This window comes from Agrococcus sp. Ld7 (assembly GCF_045064095.1).
In the GTDB taxonomy this organism is placed as follows: domain Bacteria; phylum Actinomycetota; class Actinomycetes; order Actinomycetales; family Microbacteriaceae; genus Agrococcus.
On sequence record NZ_JBISGY010000014.1, the window covers coordinates 1 to 20,278 of the forward strand.

18 protein-coding genes and 1 tRNA gene are annotated in these 20,278 nt (G+C 71.8%); 17 read left to right on the forward strand and 2 right to left on the reverse strand.

Features of this window, described 5'->3' with window-relative positions; genetic code table 11:
* The 16 genes from ACJJVL_RS02920 to pyk form a co-directional block, all read left to right on the forward strand.
* On the forward strand, positions 1-1,411 hold a 1,411-nt coding region (locus ACJJVL_RS02920), incomplete at its 5' end, for an RsmB/NOP family class I SAM-dependent RNA methyltransferase (RefSeq protein ID WP_405216818.1).
* A gap of 29 nt (positions 1,412-1,440) precedes the next feature.
* Positions 1,441-2,178 carry a ribulose-phosphate 3-epimerase gene (gene rpe, locus ACJJVL_RS02925; RefSeq protein ID WP_405216819.1) on the forward strand — a complete coding sequence of 246 codons (738 nt, stop codon included), beginning with the start codon at positions 1,441-1,443 and terminating at the stop codon, positions 2,176-2,178.
* Entirely contained in the window at positions 2,175-2,438 is a 264-nt protein-coding gene (locus ACJJVL_RS02930; protein ID WP_405216820.1) for a phosphoribosyl-ATP diphosphatase, read from the forward strand. Before rpe ends, ACJJVL_RS02930 begins: the two co-directional genes overlap by 4 nt.
* A 39-nt stretch (positions 2,439-2,477) precedes the next feature.
* Positions 2,478-3,317, forward strand: a complete 840-nt coding sequence (gene hisG / locus ACJJVL_RS02935; RefSeq protein WP_405216821.1) for an ATP phosphoribosyltransferase — start codon at positions 2,478-2,480, stop codon at positions 3,315-3,317.
* Positions 3,318-3,351: 34 nt separating this feature from the next.
* On the forward strand, positions 3,352-4,110 hold the full coding sequence (gene hisF / locus ACJJVL_RS02940; protein ID WP_405216822.1) for an imidazole glycerol phosphate synthase subunit HisF: 759 nt from the start codon (positions 3,352-3,354) through the stop codon (positions 4,108-4,110).
* Positions 4,111-4,166: 56 nt separating this feature from the next.
* Entirely contained in the window at positions 4,167-4,499 is a 333-nt protein-coding gene (hisI, locus tag ACJJVL_RS02945; protein WP_405216911.1) for a phosphoribosyl-AMP cyclohydrolase, read from the forward strand.
* Positions 4,496-6,010, forward strand: coding sequence for a chorismate-binding protein (locus ACJJVL_RS02950; protein WP_405216823.1), 1,515 nt, complete (start codon positions 4,496-4,498; stop codon positions 6,008-6,010). Before hisI ends, ACJJVL_RS02950 begins: the two co-directional genes overlap by 4 nt.
* Complete coding sequence (locus ACJJVL_RS02955) at positions 6,007-6,567, forward strand: Trp biosynthesis-associated membrane protein (RefSeq protein WP_405216824.1); 561 nt, start codon at positions 6,007-6,009, stop codon at positions 6,565-6,567. The genes ACJJVL_RS02950 and ACJJVL_RS02955 overlap by 4 nt, the downstream gene beginning before the upstream one ends.
* A 98-nt stretch (positions 6,568-6,665) precedes the next feature.
* Positions 6,666-6,884, forward strand: a complete 219-nt coding sequence (locus ACJJVL_RS02960) for a DUF6704 family protein (RefSeq protein ID WP_405216912.1) — start codon at positions 6,666-6,668, stop codon at positions 6,882-6,884.
* A gap of 2 nt (positions 6,885-6,886) precedes the next feature.
* A complete protein-coding gene (gene trpC / locus ACJJVL_RS02965; protein WP_405216825.1) occupies positions 6,887-7,675 on the forward strand; it encodes an indole-3-glycerol phosphate synthase TrpC in 789 nt (262 codons plus the stop codon).
* Positions 7,672-8,895: a tryptophan synthase subunit beta gene (gene trpB / locus ACJJVL_RS02970; RefSeq protein WP_405216826.1), complete on the forward strand. Its 1,224-nt coding sequence runs from the start codon at positions 7,672-7,674 to the stop codon at positions 8,893-8,895. The genes trpC and trpB overlap by 4 nt, the downstream gene beginning before the upstream one ends.
* Positions 8,892-9,752, forward strand: a complete 861-nt coding sequence (gene trpA / locus ACJJVL_RS02975; RefSeq protein WP_405216827.1) for a tryptophan synthase subunit alpha — start codon at positions 8,892-8,894, stop codon at positions 9,750-9,752. Before trpB ends, trpA begins: the two co-directional genes overlap by 4 nt.
* Positions 9,749-10,939, forward strand: coding sequence for a prolipoprotein diacylglyceryl transferase (gene lgt, locus ACJJVL_RS02980; protein ID WP_405216828.1), 1,191 nt, complete (start codon positions 9,749-9,751; stop codon positions 10,937-10,939). The genes trpA and lgt overlap by 4 nt, the downstream gene beginning before the upstream one ends.
* Positions 10,940-11,010: 71 nt before the next feature.
* Positions 11,011-15,591, forward strand: coding sequence for a glutamate synthase large subunit (gltB, locus tag ACJJVL_RS02985; protein ID WP_405216829.1), 4,581 nt, complete (start codon positions 11,011-11,013; stop codon positions 15,589-15,591).
* A complete protein-coding gene (locus ACJJVL_RS02990; RefSeq protein WP_405216830.1) occupies positions 15,584-17,035 on the forward strand; it encodes a glutamate synthase subunit beta in 1,452 nt (483 codons plus the stop codon). The genes gltB and ACJJVL_RS02990 overlap by 8 nt, the downstream gene beginning before the upstream one ends.
* Positions 17,036-17,125: 90 nt before the next feature.
* Positions 17,126-18,619 (forward strand): pyruvate kinase, encoded by a 1,494-nt coding sequence (pyk, locus tag ACJJVL_RS02995; RefSeq protein ID WP_405216831.1) that lies wholly within the window; start codon positions 17,126-17,128, stop codon positions 18,617-18,619.
* Positions 18,620-18,890: 271 nt separating this feature from the next.
* Here the strand turns inward: pyk and ACJJVL_RS03000 are convergent.
* A tRNA-Leu gene (locus tag ACJJVL_RS03000) sits at positions 18,891-18,972 on the reverse strand.
* 48 nt (positions 18,973-19,020) lie between these two features.
* Here ACJJVL_RS03000 and ACJJVL_RS03005 point away from each other — a divergent pair.
* The gene (locus ACJJVL_RS03005; protein ID WP_405216832.1) at positions 19,021-19,671 is read left to right on the forward strand and encodes an ANTAR domain-containing response regulator; all 651 of its coding nucleotides are present in this window, start codon (positions 19,021-19,023) and stop codon (positions 19,669-19,671) included.
* A 146-nt stretch (positions 19,672-19,817) separates the two neighbouring features.
* Here the strand turns inward: ACJJVL_RS03005 and ACJJVL_RS03010 are convergent, their stop codons facing one another.
* Positions 19,818-20,249, reverse strand: coding sequence for a PaaI family thioesterase (locus ACJJVL_RS03010; RefSeq protein ID WP_405216833.1), 432 nt, complete (start codon positions 20,247-20,249; stop codon positions 19,818-19,820).
* Between the last annotated feature and the right edge of the window lie 29 nt (positions 20,250-20,278).

A 20,278-nucleotide genomic window follows, 5' to 3' on the forward strand; every position in this document is an offset into this window, starting at 1 on the left:
GCCCGGGGGCGGCCGCCGCCCCCACGCCGGCAGCCGCCCCCGGGCCGACACCGACGCCCAGAGCGCCCGCCTCGTCGCGCGCGACGTGGTGCTCGACGTCGACCGCGACGACGCCTACGCCAACCTGCTGCTTCCGCAGCGCATCCGGGAGGCCGGCCTCGACGCCGCCGACGCGGGCTTCGCCACCGAGCTCGCCTACGGCACGCTCCGCTGGCAGGGCCAGCACGACGCGCTGATCGCGGATGCCGCGGGCCGTCCCATCGACGAGATCGACCCCGAGACGCTCGCGACGCTCCGCATCGGCTCGCACCAGCTGAGCCGCATGCGCGTGCCGTCGCACGCCGCCGTGCACGAGACGGTCGCGCTGCTGCGCCATCACCGCGGCCGCGCGGGCTTCGCCAACGCGGTGCTGCGCCGCCTCTCCGAGGTGCCGGCCGAGGAGCGGCTGGCGACCATCACCGAGGGCCTCGCCGACGACGAGCGGCTGGCGCTGGAAGCCGGCCATCCCGCCTGGGTGCTCCGCGCACTCCGCCGCACGCTCGAGCGCGAGGGCGCGGGCGACGAGCTGCCCGCGCTGCTGGCGGCCGACAACGTGCCGCCCGCCGTGCAGCTCGTCGCGCTGCCCGGACTGGCCGACCCCGACGGGCTCGGCCTCGAGCCGAGCGCGAGCCCCATCGGCCGCATCGCGCCCGCTGGGGACCCCGGCCGCATGGCGCAGATCGTCGACGGCACCTGGCGCGTGCAGGATGCGGGCAGCCAGCTCGCAGCGCTCGCCCTCACGCGAGCGCGCCCGGTGGTGCCCGGCGAGCGCTGGCTCGACCTGTGCGCCGGCCCCGGCGGCAAGGCTGCGCTCATGGCAGCGGAGGCCGCGATCGCACGCGTCGATCTGGAGGCGAACGAGGTGCTCCCGCACCGCTCGAAGCTCGTCCGCGAGGCGGTGCGCGCCATCGAGACCGCACACCCGGGGAGGGGCCCGCGCGTCGTCACCGGCGATGGGCGCCGCTACGGCGAGGGCGACACCGCGCAGGCCTTCGACCGGATCCTGCTCGACGCGCCCTGCACGGGGCTCGGCGCGCTCCGGCGCCGCCCGGAGGCGCGCTGGCGCAAGCACCCCGGCGACGTGCCCGCGCTCGCGACCCTGCAGGCCGAGCTGCTGGAAGCGTCCGCCAGGGCGCTCAAGCCGGGCGGCATCATCGCCTACGTCACGTGCTCGCCACACCTGGCTGAGACGCGCGCGGTCGTCGAGCGGGCCGCGGCGCTGGGTCTCACGCCGCTCGACACTTCAGCGGTCGTGCGCGAGCTCTCACCGGGCATCGCGCTGGGGGAGACCGGCGATGCCGTGCAGCTGTGGCCGCACCGCAACGGCACCGACGCGATGTTCATCCAGCTGCTCACCACGACTGAGCGGTAGGGAGCGCGCGGGTCGATAGGCTCGGAGACATGGTCAGGATCCACCCGAGCATCCTCTCGGCCGACTTCGTGAACCTCGAGCGCGACCTCGAGAAGATCGCGAGCGCCGACGGAGTGCATGTCGATGTCATGGATGCGCACTTCGTGCCGAATCTCACGTTCGGCCTGCCGATGGTGCAGCGCATCGCCGAGGTGACGAGCCTCCCCATCGACGTGCACCTCATGATCGACGACCCCGACACGTGGGCACCGCAGTACGCGATCACCGGCGTCGACACCGTCACGTTCCACGCGGAGGCCACCGGCGACGCCGTCTCGCTCGCCCGTGAGCTGCGCGCCCGCGGCACCCGCGCATCCATCGCCGTCAAGCCGGGCACGCACGTCGACGACGTGCTCGAGCACCTGCAGGAGTTCGACATGGTGCTCGTCATGACCGTCGAGCCCGGCTTCGGCGGCCAGTCGTTCATGGGCGACATGATGCCGAAGCTCGAAGCGCTTCGGGGCAGGGCGGAGGAGCTCGGCATCGATTTGGCGCTGCAGGTCGACGGCGGCATCACCGCCGACACGCTCCCGATCGCCGCGGCATCCGGCGCCAACGTCTTCGTCGCCGGCAGCGCCGTCTACGGGCACGCGTCGCCCGCCGACCGCATCGTCGAGCTGCGCGCCGCGGGCAAGGGCGCGTTCGACACGGGCATGATCGATTTGCGCGCCATCCACCGCGGGCTCGCGGCGGCGGGCGACGAGGCGACCGGTAGCCTGGAGACGTGAAGACCTTCGACGAGCTGCATGCAGAGCTCGAGCGCACGCTCGCCGAGCGCCCCGAGGGCTCACGGACGGTCGAGCTGATCGACGCGGGCGTGCACGCGATCGGCAAGAAGATCGTCGAGGAGGCCGCAGAGGTCTGGATGGCCGCAGAGCACGAGACCGACGATGACGCGGCGCTGGAGATCTCGCAGCTGCTGTACCACCTGCAGGTGCTCATGCTGGCGAAGGGCATCACGCTGCAGGACGTCTACCGACATCTCTGACGCGCCGTCCCACACCCGTCAGACCTGTTGAAGGAAGTCATGCTCAAGATCGCTGTGCCCAACAAGGGCTCGCTGGCCGAGACGGCCGCCTGGATGCTCGATGAGGCCGGCTATCGCGGACGCCGCGATGGCAAGGAGCTCATCGTCGTCGACGCGCGCAACGAGGTCGAGTTCTTCTTCCTGCGCCCGCGCGACATCGCCACCTACGTCGGCTCCGGCGCCCTCGACGTCGGCATCACCGGCCGCGACCTGCTGCTCGACTCCGGCTCGGCCGCCGTGGAGGTCGAGGGGCTGGGATTCGCGCGCTCCACGTTCCGCTTCGCTGGCCCCGCCGGCCGCTTCGAGACCGCCGCCGACCTGCAGGGCGTGCGCATCGCCTCCAGCTACACCCGGCTCGTCGAGGACCACCTTGCCGAGCACGGCATTACGGCCGAGCTCGTGCGCCTCGACGGCGCCGTCGAGTCGTCCGTGCGGCTCGGGGTCGCGGATGCGGTGGCCGACGTCGTGGAGACCGGCGGCACCCTGCGCGCGCAGGGCCTGGAGGTCTTCGGCGACCCGATCCTGACGAGCGAGGCCGTGCTGATCTCGAACGGCCAGAACCCGGCAGGGCTGTCGAGGCTCAAGCGCCGCCTCGACGGCGTGATGGTCGCGCGCGACTACGTGCTCGTCGACTACGACATCGAGCGGTCGCGGCTCGAGGCGGCGATCAGCATTGCGCGCGGCTTCGAGAGCGCCACCGTCAGCCCGCTGCAGCGGGAGGGCTGGGTGGCGGTGCGCGTCATGGTGCGCCGCGACGACACGAATCAGATCATGGACGCCCTCGACGACGTCGGGGCGACCGCCATCATCGTCTCGCGCATCCACGCCGCGCGCCTCTGACGCCAGGCCACCCCCGTCCGACAGGAGTCCTCCGATGCTCGCCACCCGCGTCATCCCGTGCCTCGACGTCGCGCACGGCCGCGTCGTCAAGGGCGTCAAGTTCCAGGGGCTGACGGACCAGGGCGACCCGGTCGAGCTGGCCGACCGCTATGCCGCGCAGGGCGCCGACGAGATCACCTTCCTGGACGTGAAGGCGACGGTCGACGACGCCGGCACGATCCTCGACGTCGTCGAGCGCTGCGCAGAGCAGATCTTCATCCCGCTCACCGTGGGCGGCGGCGTGCGCAGCCGCGACGATGTGGCGCGGCTGCTCGCGCACGGCGCCGACAAGGTCGGCGTGAACTCCGCGGCCATCCGCGACCCAGAGCTCATCGACCGCATCGTGGCCGACTTCGGCTCGCAGGTGCTGGTGCTCTCGCTCGACGTGCGCCGCTCCGCGGAGACGCAGAGCGGCTTCGAGGTGACGACGCACGGCGGCTCCCGCGGCGCGGGGCTCGATGCGATCGCGTGGGCGCGGGAGGGCATCGCGCGGGGCGTTGGCGAGCTGCTCGTCAACTCCATCGATGCGGACGGCACGAAGGCCGGCTTCGACCTCGAGCTGCTCCGTCTGGTGCGCGCTGCGGCGACGACGCCCGTGATCGCCTCCGGCGGCGCGGGGGAGCTGTCGCACTTCGCGCCGGCCGTCCACGCGGGAGCGGATGCGGTGCTCGCCGCGAGCGTCTTCCACAGCGGCCAGCACACGGTCGGCGAGGTCAAGGACGCGATGCGCATGGCAGGGGTGACGGTGCGATGACGAACGACGAGATCCGCGACGCGGGAGCCGAGGACGGCCCCGCACAGGCGGGCGCGATGCCCATGCCGACGCTGAAGCTGGACGCCGACGGCCTGGTCGCCGCGGTCATCCAGGACGATGCCACGGGCGACGTGCTGATGGTCGGCTACATGGACGACGAGGCGCTCCGCCGCACGGCGACCGAAGGTCGTGTCACCTTCTGGTCCCGGTCGCGGCAGGAGTACTGGCGCAAGGGCGACACGTCGGGCAACATCCAGGTGCCCCGCTCGATCGCGCTCGACTGCGACGGCGATGCGCTGCTGATCCGCGTCGATCAGACCGGTCCGGCATGCCACACGGGCGCCCGATCGTGCTTCTTCACCCCCGTGCCGACGATGGCCGCGCCGTGACGGGCCTCGATCGCGCTGGCTTCGACGCGCTGCTCGCCGGTCACCGCGTGGTGCCCGTGGTGCGCGAGGTGTTCCTGGATGCCGAGACGCCGGTGGGCATCTACCGGCGCCTCGCCGCGGGGCGCACCGGCAGCTTCCTGCTCGAGTCGGCGCAGCAGGGCGTGTGGAGCCGCTACTCGTTCGTCGGCGTCGCCTCTTTCGGGCAGCTCACGGCCGACCGCGACCGCGTGGTGTGGCGCTCGGAGCACGTCTCCGAGCAGCGGCTGCTGGGCGAGAACGCGCCGACGGGTGGCCTCGCGACGGTGGAGCACGTGCTCCGCCGCTGGGCGACCCCCCGCATCCCGGGTCTGCCGCGGCTCACGAGCGGTCTCATCGGCCACATCGGCTGGGAGGCGGTGCGCGAGCTCGAGCACCTGCCGCATGCCCCGGAGCGCGATGTCGACGTGCCGGCGGTCGCCATGCATCTCGCGGCCACGATGGTGGTGCTCGACCACCGCACCGGGGCTGCGCACCTGGTGGTCAACGTGCTCAACGACGGCGTCGACGATGCCGATGCGCTGTGGCTGGACGCGCAGACCCGGCTCGCCGACCTCGAGCGGCAGCTGGTGGAGCCCGCGCCGGGGTCCATCGCGCTGCTCGACCGCGACGCGCAGCCGGGAGCGACCTCGCTCGTGAGCCCCGAGCGGTTCCGCAGCATGGTCGAGCGCTCCCGGCAGCACATCGTCGACGGCGATGTCTTCCAGGTGGTGCTGTCGATGCGCTTCGACCTGCCCACCGACGCCGACGCGCTCGAGGTCTATCGCGCGCTCCGGATGCTGAACCCCTCGCCCTACCTCTACCTGCTGCGCCTCGAGACCGCCGACGGCGAGCCCTACGCGGTCGTGGGATCGAGCCCCGAGGCGCTCGTCACCGTGCACGAGCAGCGGGCGACGATGCATCCGATCGCCGGCAGCCGCCCGCGCGGTGCCGACGCGCAGGCCGATCGCGATCTCGCCGACGACCTGCTCGCCGACCCGAAGGAGCGCAGCGAGCACGTGATGCTCGTCGACCTGGCCCGCAACGACCTCGCGAAGGTGTGCGTCGCCGGCACGGTCGCGGTCACAGAGCTCATGGCCATCGAGCGCTTCAGCCACATCATGCACATCGTCTCCACCGTCGAGGGCGACATGCGCTCCGGCACGACTGCCGTCGACGCGTTCCGAGCGACGTTCCCGGCCGGCACGCTCTCGGGTGCGCCCAAGCCGCGCGCGCTCGAGCTGATCGACGAGCTCGAGAGCGCGCAGCGGGGCGTCTACGGCGGGGTGGTCGGATGGTTCGACCTCGCGGGGGACGCGGATCTCGCGATCGCGATCCGCACCGTCACGCTGCGCGCCGGCGTCGCCCACGTGCAGTCGGGCGCCGGCCTGGTCGCCGACAGCGATCCGGAGAGCGAGCTGCAGGAGGTGCGCAGCAAGGCAGCCGCGCCGCTGCGCGCCGTCGCCGTCGCCTCCTCGATGCGGACCCGGACGTGAGCGCGCTGCTCGCGCGCGGCAGGTCGATCACCGTGCTGCTGCTGCTGCTCGCGGCAGCGCTCGGCATGCTCGCCGCCACCCAGCCGTGGGGCACCGTGCAGCTGACCGATGGGCGCGTGCTCACGGTCGCCGGGCAGGAGCTCGCGGGCGGGGCCACGATCATGGCGCTCGCGCTCGCCGCGCTCGCGCTCGTGCTGCCGATCTCCGGCACGCTCTGGCGCTTCGTCCTGGCGCTGCTCGCGGCCGTGCTCGGCGTGGGTCTCGTGACGCACGTGCAGTCGAGCCGCGACGGCATCGTCGCGGCGCTCGACGCCCGCGTCGCCGACGCCACGGGCATCGCCGGATCCGCCCAGGGATCCGAGATCGTCGGCACCGTGGTCAGCGCCTGGCCCCTGCTCGGCATCGCGGGCGGCACGCTCGCGATCCTCGCCGGCGGCTGGGCAGCCGTCAGCGCTCGCAGCTGGCCGGCGCGCGCCACGCGCGCGGCCCGCTACGAGCGCACCGGATCGGGACTCGCGTGGGACGCCTTGGACGACGGCGAGGATCCGACTCGGTAGACTGGCTGTGTGACGCGCGAGTGCGTCTAGAGATCGACCCGAGGAGCATCGTGAACGCACGCAACGGCATCAGCGAGAACCACGTCACGGATCTGCACGTGGCCGACTACGACCCGAAGTTCGTCGACCCGGGCCATGGCGACTCGCGCGCCGCGTGGGCCAGCGTCGTCGTGATGCTCATCGCCGTCGCCGCGGGCACGCTCTTCTTCTTCCTCGACATGCCGATGCTCGTGTGGGCGAGCGCGGGGCTGCTGCTGGTGGGCCTGCTGCTGTGGCCGATCCTCGCAAAGGCGGGCTACGGCCTGCAGGACCACTGAGCGTGCTCGACGCGCTCACCCGGGGCGCACTGGAGGACGCGGCCCGACGACGAGAGAGCATGCCGCTCGAGCGACTCGAGGCGCTCGCGCTCGCTGCCCGGCAGCCGCTCGACGCCGCGGCCATGCTCGCAGCTCCCAAGCCCGGATCCTCCGGTCCGCACATCATCGCCGAGGTGAAGCGGGCCAGTCCGTCGAAGGGCGCGCTCGCCGACATCCCGGAGCCCGCGTCGCTCGCCGCCAGCTACGAGGCAGGCGGCGCGAGCGCCATCAGCGTGCTGACCGAGGGGCGTCGCTTCCTCGGCAGCCTCGACGACCTGCGCGCCGTGCGCGCCCGCGTGCAGATCCCGGTGCTCCGCAAGGACTTCATCGCCGACGAGTACCAGCTGCTGGAGGCGCGCGCCTTCGGAGCCGACATGGCGCTGCTGATCGTCGCATCGCTCGAGCCCGCGAGGCTCGCCCAGCTGCATCAGTTCGCGACCGACCTCGGCCTGTCGGTGCTCGTGGAGGTCCACGACGAGCACGAGATCGACGCCGCCCTGGCCGCCGACGCGCGCATCCTGGGCGTCAACACGCGCGACCTCAAGACCTTCACCATGCACCCCGAGCGCTTCGCCGAGCTGCGCGAACGCATCCCCGCCGGCATCGTCGCGGTCGCGGAATCGGGTGTGCGCACCGCCGCCGACGTCGCGAGCTACCGGCGTGACGGGGCCGACGCGGTGCTGGTCGGCGAAGCGCTCGTCATCGACGGCGACCCCGCGTCGCGCGTCGCAGAATTCGGGAGGGCCTCATGACCACTGCGCATCCGACCTCGCTGCGGGGGCACAACGGCCCCTGGTTCGGCTCCTTCGGGGGCGTGTTCATGCCGGAGCCGCTCATGGCCGCGATCGACGAGCTCGCGGCGTGCTACGAGGAGTGCAAGGCCGATCCGGCGTTCCAGGCCGAGTTCCAGCGCCTGTCGCGCGACTACACGGGGCGCCCGTCGCTGCTCACTGAGGCCACCCGGCTCAGCGAGATCGCCGGGGCCCGCATCCTGCTCAAGCGCGAGGATCTCAACCACACCGGCAGCCACAAGATCAACAATGTGCTGGGGCAGGCGCTCGTCGCCCAGCGGCTCGGCAAGACCCGCCTGATCGCCGAGACCGGCGCGGGCCAGCACGGCGTCGCGACCGCCACGGCAGCCGCGCTGTTCGGCATGGAGTGCGTCGTCTACATGGGCGAGGTCGACACGGAGCGACAGGCGCTCAACGTCGCGCGCATGCGACTGCTCGGTGCCACCGTCGTGCCGGTCACGAGCGGCTCGCGCACGCTGAAGGATGCGATCAACGAGGGTCTGCGCGACTGGGTCGCCAATGTCGACTCGACGCACTACCTGATGGGCACGGTCGCCGGGCCGCACCCGTTCCCGGAGATGGTGCGCGACTTCCACCGAGCCATCGGCGAGGAGGCGCGCGAGCAGACGATCGCGCTCACGGGGGCGCTACCGTATGCGGTGCTCGCCTGCGTGGGCGGGGGCTCGAACGCCATGGGCATCTTCCACGCCTTCCTCGACGACACCGACGTGCGCCTCATCGGCCTCGAGGCTGCCGGCGACGGCGCCGAGACCGAGCGCCACGCGCTCTCCATCGAGCGCGGCGCGCCCGGGCTGCTGCACGGCATGCGCACCTACCTGCTGCAGGACGACGACGGGCAGACGCTCGAGTCGCACTCCATCTCCGCCGGCCTCGACTACCCGGGCGTCGGCCCGCAGCACGCGTGGCTGCACGACATCGGCCGCGCTGAGTACCTGCCGGTGAGCGACAGGGAGGCGATGGATGCGTTCCTCGCGCTCACGCGGTCGGAGGGCATCATCCCCGCGATCGAGTCCGCGCACGCCATCGCCGGCGCGCTGCGCCTGGCGAAGGAGCACCCGGGATCCACGCTGCTCGTGTCGCTCTCCGGCCGCGGCGACAAGGACGTGGCGACCGCGGGCCGCTGGTTCGACGTGCTCGACGAGGAAGCGCAGCAGCAGTGAGCACCGAACGCTCCGATGAGCGCGCGAGCGCGACCGCGACCGCGATCCGCGCCACCGGCAACCGGGCCCTGATCGGCTACCTGCCGGTGGGGTTCCCCGACCAGGCGACCTGCGTCGATGCCGTGGTGGCGCTCGCCGATGCCGGCTTCACGGCCGTCGAGCTGGGCGTGCCGTACAGCGACCCGGGCATGGACGGCCCGGTCATCCAGGCGGCGACCCAGGCGACGCTCGAGCGCGGCTTCCGCCTCGAGGAGCTCTTCGAGACGATCGAGGCGATTGCAGCGCGCACCGACATCCCGGTGCTCGTGATGACGTACTGGAACCCGGTGCTGCGCTACGGCATCGATCGGTTCGCCGAGCGCTTCGCGGCTGCGGGGGGCGCCGGGCTCATCACGCCGGACCTCACGCCCGAGAACGCCGCAGACTGGCTGGCGGCTGCGGAGCGCCACGACCTCGACCGCATCTTCCTTGCGGCGCCCTCGTCCTCGGGCGCCAGGCTCGACGCCGTGATCGAGGCCTCGCGCGGCTTCGTGTACACCGTCTCGACGATGGGCACCACCGGCACTCGAGCGGATGTCGATCAGTCGGCGCGCGCGCTCGCCGACCGCATCGCCGCTCGCTCCGGCGAGCTCGGTCTCGAGACGCTGCGGTGCGTCGGCGTCGGCATCTCCACCTCCGACCACGTGCGACAGGTCGTCGACTACGCCGACGGGGCCATCGTCGGCTCCGCACTCGTGCGCGCACTCGGCGACGGCGGGGTGCCCGCGCTGCGCGAGCTCGCCGCATCGCTCGCGCTCGGTACACTCGACGGCGGCCCGGCAACCCCGGCACCAGCAGAGAAGGGCATCCCCGCGTGACTAGCCAGTCCGGAGCAGCACTGCTCCAGAGCATCCCCAGCCCGAGCCCCGAGTGGCAGCAGCTGGCCATCGGCCAGTGGCTCGAAGCGATCGGCCTGATGCCGCTCATCCAGGGCTCCGTGCTCGGGGCCGTGGTCTTCGGCCTCATCCTGGGCGCGGTCATCGCGGTCGTGGTGATCGCCGGCTGGCTCGTCTCCGGCTCGCTCACGCGCAAGGACGCGGGCTGGACGCTGCTGATGAGCCTGCTCTTCGGCGTCGCGGTGGGCTTCCTGCTGCGCATCGTCGGCCCCACCTGGGGCATCCAGACCTACGCGCTGTGCATCCTGGCGGGCATCGTGGTGGCGACGCTGCTGACCGGGTACCGGCTGCGGCAGCGGGGCGTCGACGCCGGCTACGTGATCGACATCGCGGTGTGGGCCGTGCTGCTCGGCATCGCGGCCGCTCGGCTCTTCCACGTGGTGACGCACCCGGATGACTACTTCGGGCCCGGCCGCGACCCGATGACCGCGTTCTACATCTGGGAGGGCGGCATCGCGATCTTCGGCTCCCTCATCGGCGGCGCGGTGGGCATCTGGATCGGCTGCCGCATGTCCGGGCTGCGCTTCACGACCTTCGTCGACGCGCTCGCGCCCGGACTGCTGCTCGCGCAGGCGTTCGGTCGCCTCGGCAACTGGTTCAACCACGAGCTGTTCGGGCAGCCGACCGACCTGCCGTGGGGGCTCGAGATCGAGGCGACGAATCCGGCCTTCCCGGTCGGGCTGCCGCCCGAGACGCTGTTCCACCCCACCTTCGCCTACGAGATCGTCTGGAACGTGCTCGGCGCCGCGCTGCTGCTGTGGCTGGACCGCAAGCGCGACGTGCAGTGGGGCCGCCTCATCGCGCTCTACCTCATCTGGTACGGGCTCGGCCGCTCGGTGTTCGAGACCATCCGCCTCGACCCGTCGGAGCTCATCCTCGGCATCCGCACCAACGTCTGGATGGCGTTCCTCGCCATCGCGATCGGCGTCATCGTCTGGATCGTGCAGACCAGGCGGCATCCGGGGCTTGAGCCGTCGCCGTGGGTGCCGGGGCGCGAGCCCGGCGCCGACGAGGGCGTAGACTCGGACCGCTACACGGACCTCCCCGAATCCCGCACCCAGGACGACGCCGAGGCCACCGCCGCAGAACCCGCGGCCGCAACCAGGTAGATCCGCGCTCCTCTGAGCGCTTGCGGGCCGACGGAGTCCCGCTCCCATGCAAGCGACAGCACAGGAGCACCATGCGCACGATCGACGACCGCTCGAACGGAGCCTTCACCTCGCGGGACTTGGGCCTGCCGGCAGCCGAAGGTCTCTACGACCCGAGGCACGAGCGGGATTCGTGCGGCCTGGCGATGGTCGCGACGACGCGCGGGACGGCAGGCCACGACATCGTCGCGCTGGCGCTGGATGCGCTGCGCAACCTGGAGCACCGCGGCGCGGTGGGCTCGGATGCGGGCACCGGCGACGGCGCCGGCATCCTGACGCAGCTGCCGGACGGCTTCCTGCGAGCGGTGGTCGACTTCGACCTCCCCGACGCCGGGACCTACGCCGCCGGGATCGCCTACCTGCCCCTGGACGCCGCGGAGCGCGAGCAGGTCAAGGAGCGCATCTGGGAGCTCGCCGGGCAGGAGCGACTGCGGGTGCTCGGCTGGCGGGAGGTGCCAACGGTGCCGGACGCGCTGGGCAAGCTCGCGCGAGCTGCCCTGCCGGCCATCGAGCAGCTGTTCGTGACCGGCGCGAACGGCCCGACGAAGGGCATCGAGCTCGACCGCCTCACCTGGCGCCTGCGCAAGCGCATCGAGCGCGAGCTAGGGGAGTACCTGCCGTCGCTGTCGAGCCGCACCATCACCTACAAGGGCATGGTGACCACGCTCCAGCTGGAGCCGTTCTACCCCGACCTCTCGGATGATCGCTTCGAGACGAAGCTCGCGATCGTCCACTCGCGCTACTCCACCAACACCTTCCCATCATGGCCGCTCGCGCAGCCGCTGCGCATGATCGCCCACAACGGCGAGATCAACACGGTCGAGGGCAACCGCAACTGGATGGCCGCGCGCGAGTCGCAGCTCGCGAGCGAGTTGCTCGGCGACCTGCGCCCGCTGAAGCCCATCGTCACCCCGGGGCTGAGCGACTCCTCCTCGTTCGATGAGGTGCTCGAGCTCCTCACGCTCGCGGGCCGCTCGCTGCCGCACGCGATCATGATGATGGTGCCGCCGGCGTGGGAGAACCAGACCGACATGCCGCAGGACCTGCGCGACTTCGCCGAGTACCACTCGCTGCTGATGGAGCCGTGGGACGGCCCGGCGGCGATCAGCTTCACCGACGGCTCGCTCGTGGGTGCGACGCTCGACCGCAATGGGCTCCGCCCCGGTCGCTGGCTGGAGACCGACGACGGCCTCGTCGTGCTGGCGTCCGAGACGGGCGTGCTGCCCATCGACCCGAGCCGCGTGGTGCGCCGCGGCCGGCTGCAGCCCGGCGTGCTGTTCCTGGTCGACACGGAGGCCGGCCGCGTCGTGCCGGACGCGGAGGTGAAGCGCGAGCTCGCGCAGCTGGAGCCCTGGGGCGAGTGGCTCGACTCCAGCCGCATCCACCTGGCGGAGCTGCCGGACCGCGAGCACGTGGCGCACACCCCCGCGTCCGTCACCCGTCGGCAGCGCACCTTCGGCTACACGGAGGAGGAGGTGCGGATCCTCATCGCCCCGATGGCGAAGCACGGGGCGGAGCCGCTGGGCGCCATGGGCTCCGACACGCCCATCGCGGTGCTCGCGGAGCGGCCGCGGCTGCTGTTCGACTACTTCACGCAGGCGTTCGCGCAGGTGACGAACCCGCCGCTGGACTCCCTGCGGGAAGCCATCGTCACGAGCATGACGATGGGCCTTGGGCCGGTGCGCAACCTGCTCACGGGCACCCCCTCGCACGCGAGCCAGATCATCCTCGACTTCCCCGTGATCGACAACGGCGAGCTCGCGAAGATCCGCTCGATCGACCGCACGCCCGGCTCCCGCCGCACCGTGGTCGTGAAGGGCCTCTACCGCGTCGAGGACGGGCCGGCAGCGACGCAGGCCGCGGCAATGGAGCGCCGGCTCGAGGCCATGTGCCGCGAGGTCGACGAGGCGATCCTCGACGGGGCCCAGTACGTGATCCTGTCGGATCGCGACTCCACCGATCAGCTCGCGCCGATCCCCACGCTGCTCATGACCAGCGCCGTGCACCACCACCTGATCCGGGCCTCCACGCGCATGCGCGTCGGCATCGTGGTCGAGGCCGGCGACGTGCGCGAGGTGCACCACGTGGCGCTGCTGATCGGCTACGGCGCGAGCGCCGTCAACCCGTACCTCGCGATGGAGACCGCCGAGCAGCTCGCGCTCTCCGGCCAGCTGGGCGCCGATGTCGACACGGCGGTGCGCAACCTCATCACCGCGCTCGGCAAGGGCGTGACGAAGATCATGTCGAAGATGGGCATCTCGACCGTCGGCTCCTACGGCGGGGCGCAGGCGTTCGAGGCGATCGGCCTCTCGCAGCAGCTCGTCGACCGCTACTTCACGGGCACCCACTCGCCGCTGGGCGGCGTGGGGCTCGACGTGATCGCGGAGGAGAACCGGATGCGGCACCGCGGCGCGTACCCCGACGAGCGGGCGCCGTTCGCGCACGAGCGGCTCGCGACCGGCGGCGAGTACCAGTGGCGGCGCGACGGCGCCCCGCACCTGTTCAACCCCGAGACCGTCTTCAAGCTCCAGCACGCGACCCGCACCGGCCGGTACGAGGTGTTCCAGGACTACACGCGCCTGGTCGACGAGCAGGCCGCGCAGCTGCAGACGCTGCGGGGCCTCATGCGGCTGCGCACCGACGGGATCGAGCCCATCCCGATCGACGAGGTGGAGCCGGTCGCCGAGATCGTCCGCCGCTTCTCCACCGGCGCCATGAGCTACGGCTCGATCTCGCAGGAGGCGCACGAGACGCTCGCGATCGCCATGAACCGCCTGGGCGGCAAGTCGAACACGGGGGAGGGCGGCGAGGATGTCGATCGGCTGCTCGATCCTGCGCGGCGCAGCGCCGTCAAGCAGGTGGCCTCCGGTCGCTTCGGCGTGACGAGCATGTACCTCACGCATGCCGACGACATCCAGATCAAGATGGCGCAGGGCGCCAAGCCCGGTGAGGGCGGGCAGCTGCCGCCCGGCAAGGTCTATCCGTGGGTGGCGCGGACGCGCTACGCGACCGCGGGCGTCGGCCTCATCTCGCCGCCGCCGCATCACGACATCTACTCGATCGAGGATCTCAAGCAGCTGATCTTCGACCTGAAGCGGGCGAACACCGCGGCGCGGGTGCATGTGAAGCTCGTCTCGCAGTCGGGCATCGGCGCCGTCGCCGCCGGGGTCGCGAAGGCGAAGGCCGACGTGGTGCTGGTCTCCGGCCACGACGGGGGCACGGGCGCGAGCCCGCTGAACTCGCTCAAGCACGCAGGCACGCCGTGGGAGATCGGCCTTGCGGAGACGCAGCACACGCTCATGGTGAACGGCCTGCGCGAGCGCGTGAGCGTGCAGGTCGATGGCCAGTTGAAGACCGGCCGCGACGTCATCATCGGGGCGCTGCTGGGCGCGGAGGAGTTCGGCTTCGCGACCGCGCCGCTCGTGGTCTCTGGCTGCATCATGATGCGCGTCTGCCACCTCGACACCTGCCCCGTGGGTGTCGCGACGCAGAACCCGGTGCTGCGGCAGCGCTTCACCGGCAAGCCGGAGTTCGTGGTGCAGTTCTTCGAGTTCCTCGCGCAGCAGGTGCGCGAGCTGCTCGCGCAGCTCGGCCTGCGCACGCTGGACGAGGCGATCGGCCGCTCCGATCTGCTCGACGCCGACCCCGCCATCCGGCACTGGAAGGCCGAGGGGCTCGACCTCGCACCGGTGCTCACGAGGCCGGCCGGCGCCCACGGCGCGCCGCGCCGGACCACCGACCAGGATCACGAGCTCGAGCAGCAGCTCGACACGCAGCTGCTGCCGCAGGTCGACGCCGCGCTGGACGCCGGGGAGCGGCTCGTGCTCGACCTGGAGATCGCGAACACCGATCGAGCCGTCGGCACCATGCTCGGCAACCTCGTCACGCGCCGTGCGGGCGAGGCGGGACTCGAGCCCGGCACGATCGATCTCACGCTGCGCGGCTCCGCCGGCCAGTCGCTCGGCGCATTCGTGCCGCGCGGCATCACCCTGCGACTGCACGGCGATGCGAACGACTACGTCGGCAAGGGTCTCTCCGGCGGGCTCATCACCGTGCGGCCGCCCGCGAGCGCCGCGCTCATCGCAGAGCAGAACGTCATCGCCGGCAACGTGATCGGCTACGGCGCCACGAGCGGCGAGCTCTACCTGCGGGGCGTCGTCGGCGAGCGCTTCCTGGTGCGCAACTCGGGCGCGACCGCCGTCTGCGAGGGCGCCGGCGATCACGCGCTCGAGTACATGACGGGTGGCATCGCCGTCATCCTCGGCGCGACGGGCCGCAACATCGGCGCCGGCATGTCGGGGGGCGCGGCGTACGTGCTCGATCTCGATCCGCGGCTGCTCAACCAGGATTCCTTCCACCAGGGGGAGCTGCGCGTCGAGCGGCTGCGCGACGAGGACGCGATCGAGCTGCGCGCGATCCTCGAGCGGCACCTCGAGCTCACCGGCTCGGCGGTCGCCTCGCAGCTGCTGGCCGGCGACCTGTCGCGCGTGTCGAAGCTCGTGCCGCGCGACTGGGCGATGGTGCGCGACATCCGGCTCGATGCGGAGCAGCAGGGCCTCGACCCCGACTCCGACAACATCTGGCGCAGGATCCTGGAGGTGACCGGTGGCTGATCCACGTGGATTCCTGAAGGTGACGGAGCGCGAGCTGCCGAAGAAGCGCCCGGTGCCCGTGCGCATCCTCGACTGGCGCGAGATCGGCGAGCCGGGGGACTCCGCCGTGCTCAAGCGGCAGGCGGGCCGCTGCATGGACTGCGGTGTGCCGTTCTGCCACCAGGGATGCCCGCTCGGCAACCTCATCCCGGAGTGGAACGACCTCACCTGGCGCAGCGAGGGCAGAGCCGCGAGCGACCGGCTGCACGCGACCAACAACTTCCCGGAGCTCACCGGTCGCCTGTGTCCCGCTCCCTGCGAGTCCTCCTGCGTGCTCGGCATCAACCAGCCGGCCGTGACGATCAAGGCGATCGAGCAGTCGATCGCCGATCAGGCGCTCGCGAACGGCTGGATCGAGCCGCATCCGCCGGCGCGTCTGACGGGCAAGACGGTCGCGGTGGTCGGCTCCGGCCCCGCGGGGCTCGCGGCCGCGCAGCAGCTCACGCGCGCCGGCCACACGGTGGCCGTGTACGAGCGCGACGACCGCATCGGCGGCCTGCTGCGCTACGGCATCCCCGATTTCAAGCTCGAGAAGCACGTGATCGACGCCCGGCTCGCCCAGATGCAGGCGGAGGGCACGCGCTTCCGCGCCGGCGTGCAGATCGGCCGCGACATCAGCTGGGAGGAGCTCTCGCAGCGCTTCGACGCGGTCGTGGTCGCGACGGGAGCGCCGGTCGCACGTGAGCTGCCGATCCCGGGCCGCGAGCTCGACGGCGTGCACCTGGCGATGGACTACCTGGTGCAGCAGAACCGCGCGGTCGCCGGCACGCATCCGTCCAACCAGATCACCGCGAGCGGCAAGCACGTCGTGGTGCTCGGGGGCGGTGACACCGGCTCGGACTGCATCGGCACCGCGCACCGGCAGGGGGCACTGTCGGTCACGAACCTCGCCATCGGCATCCAGCCGCCGGCCGAGCGGCCCGAGCACCAGCCCTGGCCCGTGCACCCGACGCTGTTCGAGGTGCAGACGAGCCACGAGGAGGGCGGCGACCGCGAGTACCTCGCGTCCACCGTCGAGTTCCGCGCGAATGCGTCGGGCGAGGTGCGGGCGCTGCTGATCGCCGAGACCGAGATCGTCGATGGCACGCGGCGTCCGAAGGCCGGCACCGAGCGGGAGATCCCGGCGGATCTCGTGCTGCTCGCCATGGGCTTCACGGGTGCGGATGCCGGGATCGGCGAGGCGCTGCAGCTCGCGTTCGAGCGCGGCCTGCCGCAGCGGCGGGACGACTTCTCGACCGACCGGCCCGGCGTGTTCGTCGCGGGTGACGCGGGCCGCGGCGCATCGCTCATCGTGTGGGCGATCGCCGAGGGCCGTGCGGCTGCGGCCGCTGTGGACGCCTACCTCGAGGGATCGAGCGAGCTGCCAGCACCCGTGCGCGCGACCGACCGATCCTTCGCGGCCTGAGCGCGTGCCAGCACGCGCAGGGCAAGTGAGAAGATGGAACCCGTTCGTGCCGACCCACCCAGGCGGCGCGATGACGAAAGCGAGTGAGTTGTGAGAAGAGCCAAGATCGTGGCGACGTGGGGGCCGGCCCTTGCCGGCTACGAGAACACGAAGGCCGCGATCGCGGCCGGCGTGAACGTCGCGCGCATGAACCTCAGCCACGGAGACCGCAGCGTGCACGAGCAGGTGTACGCCGACATCCGGCGCGCGTCCGACGAGCTGCGGGTGCCGATCGGCATCCTCGTCGACCTGCAGGGGCCGAAGATCCGGCTCGGGAAGATCCCCGGTGGGCCGTTCGAGCTTGCGCAGGGTGATCGCTTCACGATCACCACCGACGACATCGAGGGCGACGGCCAGCGCGCCGGCACGACCTTCGCGGGCCTGCCGGCCGACGTGCAGCCGGGCGACCCGCTGCTGATCGACGACGGCCGCATCAGCCTGCGCGCCGTCGAGGTGACGGCGACCGACGTCATCACCGAGGTGGTCGTCGGCGGTCCCGTGAGCTCCAACAAGGGCATCAATCTCCCCGGCGTGGCCGTCAATGTGCCCGCGCTGAGCGAGAAGGACGAGTCCGACCTCCGCTGGGCGCTGGACCTGGGCGCCGACATCATCGCGCTCTCGTTCGTGCGCGACGCGAAGGACATCGAGCGCGTGCACGAGATCATGGCGGAGGAGGGCAGGAAGCTGCCCGTCGTCGCGAAGGTCGAGAAGCCGCAGGCCGTCGAGAACCTCGCAGGCATCATCGACGCGTTCGACGCGATCATGGTCGCCCGCGGCGACCTGGGCGTCGAGCTGCCGCTCGAGCAGGTGCCGCTCGTGCAGAAGCGCGCGGTCGAGATGGCGCGCCGCTGGGCGAAGCCCGTGATCGTCGCCACACAGGTGCTCGAGTCGATGATCGACAACCCGCGCCCCACCCGCGCGGAGGCGAGCGACTGCGCCAACGCGATCCTGGACGGCGCGGATGCCGTGATGCTCTCCGGCGAGACGAGCGTCGGCAAGCACGCGATCACCACGATCGAGACCATGGCGCGCATCATCGAGGTCACCGAGGACGAGGGCCTCGGCCGCATCGCGCCGTTGGGCACCAAGCCCCGCACGCAGGGCGGTGCCATCACGCTGGCGGCGCTGGAGGTGGCCGAGTTCGTCGAGGCGAAGGCGATCGTCGTCTTCACCGAGTCGGGAGACTCCGCGCGCCGCATGTCGCGGCTGCGTCCCGCGATGCCCATGTTCGGCTTCACGCCCGATCCCGAGATCGAGTGCCGCATGCAGCTCATCTGGGGCATGCACACGCACCTCGTGGATCGCGTGACGCACACCGACGACATGATCGCGCAGGTCGACGACATCCTGATCGGCAAGCGGATGGCGGCGCCGGGGGACAAGGTCGTCGTCATCTCCGGCATGCCGCCCGGTATCTCCGGCTCGACGAACGACCTGCGCGTGCACCGCGTCGGCGACGTGCACGCCGAGGCTGCGCCCGCGTACCACGGCAAGCGGCGCATCGAGGTCGTCCACTCGGTGCCGCACCCCAGCGGCGAGCAGTGACCGCCGCGGCCTGACCTGCGCGCGCCCGTCGGTCGAGGAGCGCGGCCGCAGGCTGCGCGCCTCCCCGTCGGTCGAGGAGCGCTCAGCCGCAGGCTGCGCGCGTCACGAGACCAGCGGCCCGCGCACCCGTCGGTCGCGGAGCGCTCGGCCGCAGGCTGCGCGCGTCACGAGACCAGCGGCCCGCGCACCCGTCGGTCGAGGAGCGCTCAGCCGCAGGCTGCGCGCGTCACGAGACCAGCGGCCCGCCCTGTCCGGGCGGGCCGCCCTCGCGTGCCGGTGGTGGGACTCGAACCCACAATCCTTGCGGAAGCGCAGTTTGAGTGCGCCGCGTATGCCAATTCCGCCACACCGGCCGACGGGTCGCGAATGCCGTACCCGCGACGAAGACTAGGCTAGTGGACATGACCGACGACCTCTTCGCCGAGCCGCAGCTCGACACCGCCGACGCCGGTGACGCGCCCGCCGCATCCACCGCCCGCACCGTCCTCGTCGTCGAGGACGAGTCGCTCATCAGGCTCGACATCGTCGAGACGCTGCAGGCGGCCGGGTACGAGGTCGTGGGGGAGGCCGGTGACGGTGAGCGAGCGGTCGAGCTCGCCGCAGAGCTGCGGCCGGATCTCGTCGTCATGGACGTGAAGATGCCGAAGATGGACGGCATCACCGCCGCCGAGAAGATCGGCGAGGCCAAGCTCGCGCCGGTCGTGCTGCTCACGGCCTTCAGCCAGAAGGAGCTCGTCGAGCGCGCGAGCGAGGCGGGAGCGCTCGCCTACGTCGTCAAGCCCTTCACGCAGAACGACCTGCTGCCCGCGATCGAGATCGCGATGGCCCGCTGGGACCAGATCCGCACGCTCGAGTCCGAGGTCGCCGACCTCGCTGACCGCTTCGAGACCCGCAAGGTCGTCGACCGCGCGAAGGGCCTGCTGAATCAGCGCATGGGGCTCGCCGAGCCCGAGGCGTTCCGCTGGATCCAGAAGGCGTCGATGGATCGCCGTCTCACCATGGCGGAGGTCGCGCACGCCGTCATCGAGCAGCTGGACCCGAAGAAGAAGTAGCGCCCGCGACCCGCGCCGCGCGCCGCGCGCACGCGCCGCGGCGCGTGTCAGGTTGTTGCGGTTTCTCGGCGGCCTGACGGCAACAACCCGACACGCGCGCCCGGAGCGAGGCGCGGCGCGGCGGGGCGCGGCGCGGCGCGCGCTCGTCAGCGCGACTTGATGAAGTTCGTGATGCGCAGCGTCGACGCGCGCCTGCCCTCGTCGTCGGTGCAGACGATCTCGTGCACCGTCATGGAGCGGCCCAGGTGCACGGCGCGGCACTCGGCGGTCACCCAGCCGGTGGTGATCGAGCGCGTGTGCGTCGCATTGATGTCGGTGCCGACGGCGTAGTGCTCCTCACCCGCGTGGATGTTCGCGCTCACCGAGCCGAGCGTCTCGGCGATCACGCAGTAGGCGCCCCCGTGCACGAAGCCGACCGGCTGCGTGTTGCCCTCTGCGGGCATCCGAGCGATCGAGTGCTCGGCCGAGAGCTTGAGGAACTCGATGCCCATGCGCGCGGCCAGCTGCCCGCCGGGCTCGCCGTGCCGTCGCTCCAGCAGCGCCTTGGTCGCGTCGTCGGGTTCGGTGGGCAGGGTCATTGCAGGCTCCGCTCGCAGTGGTTGGGGGC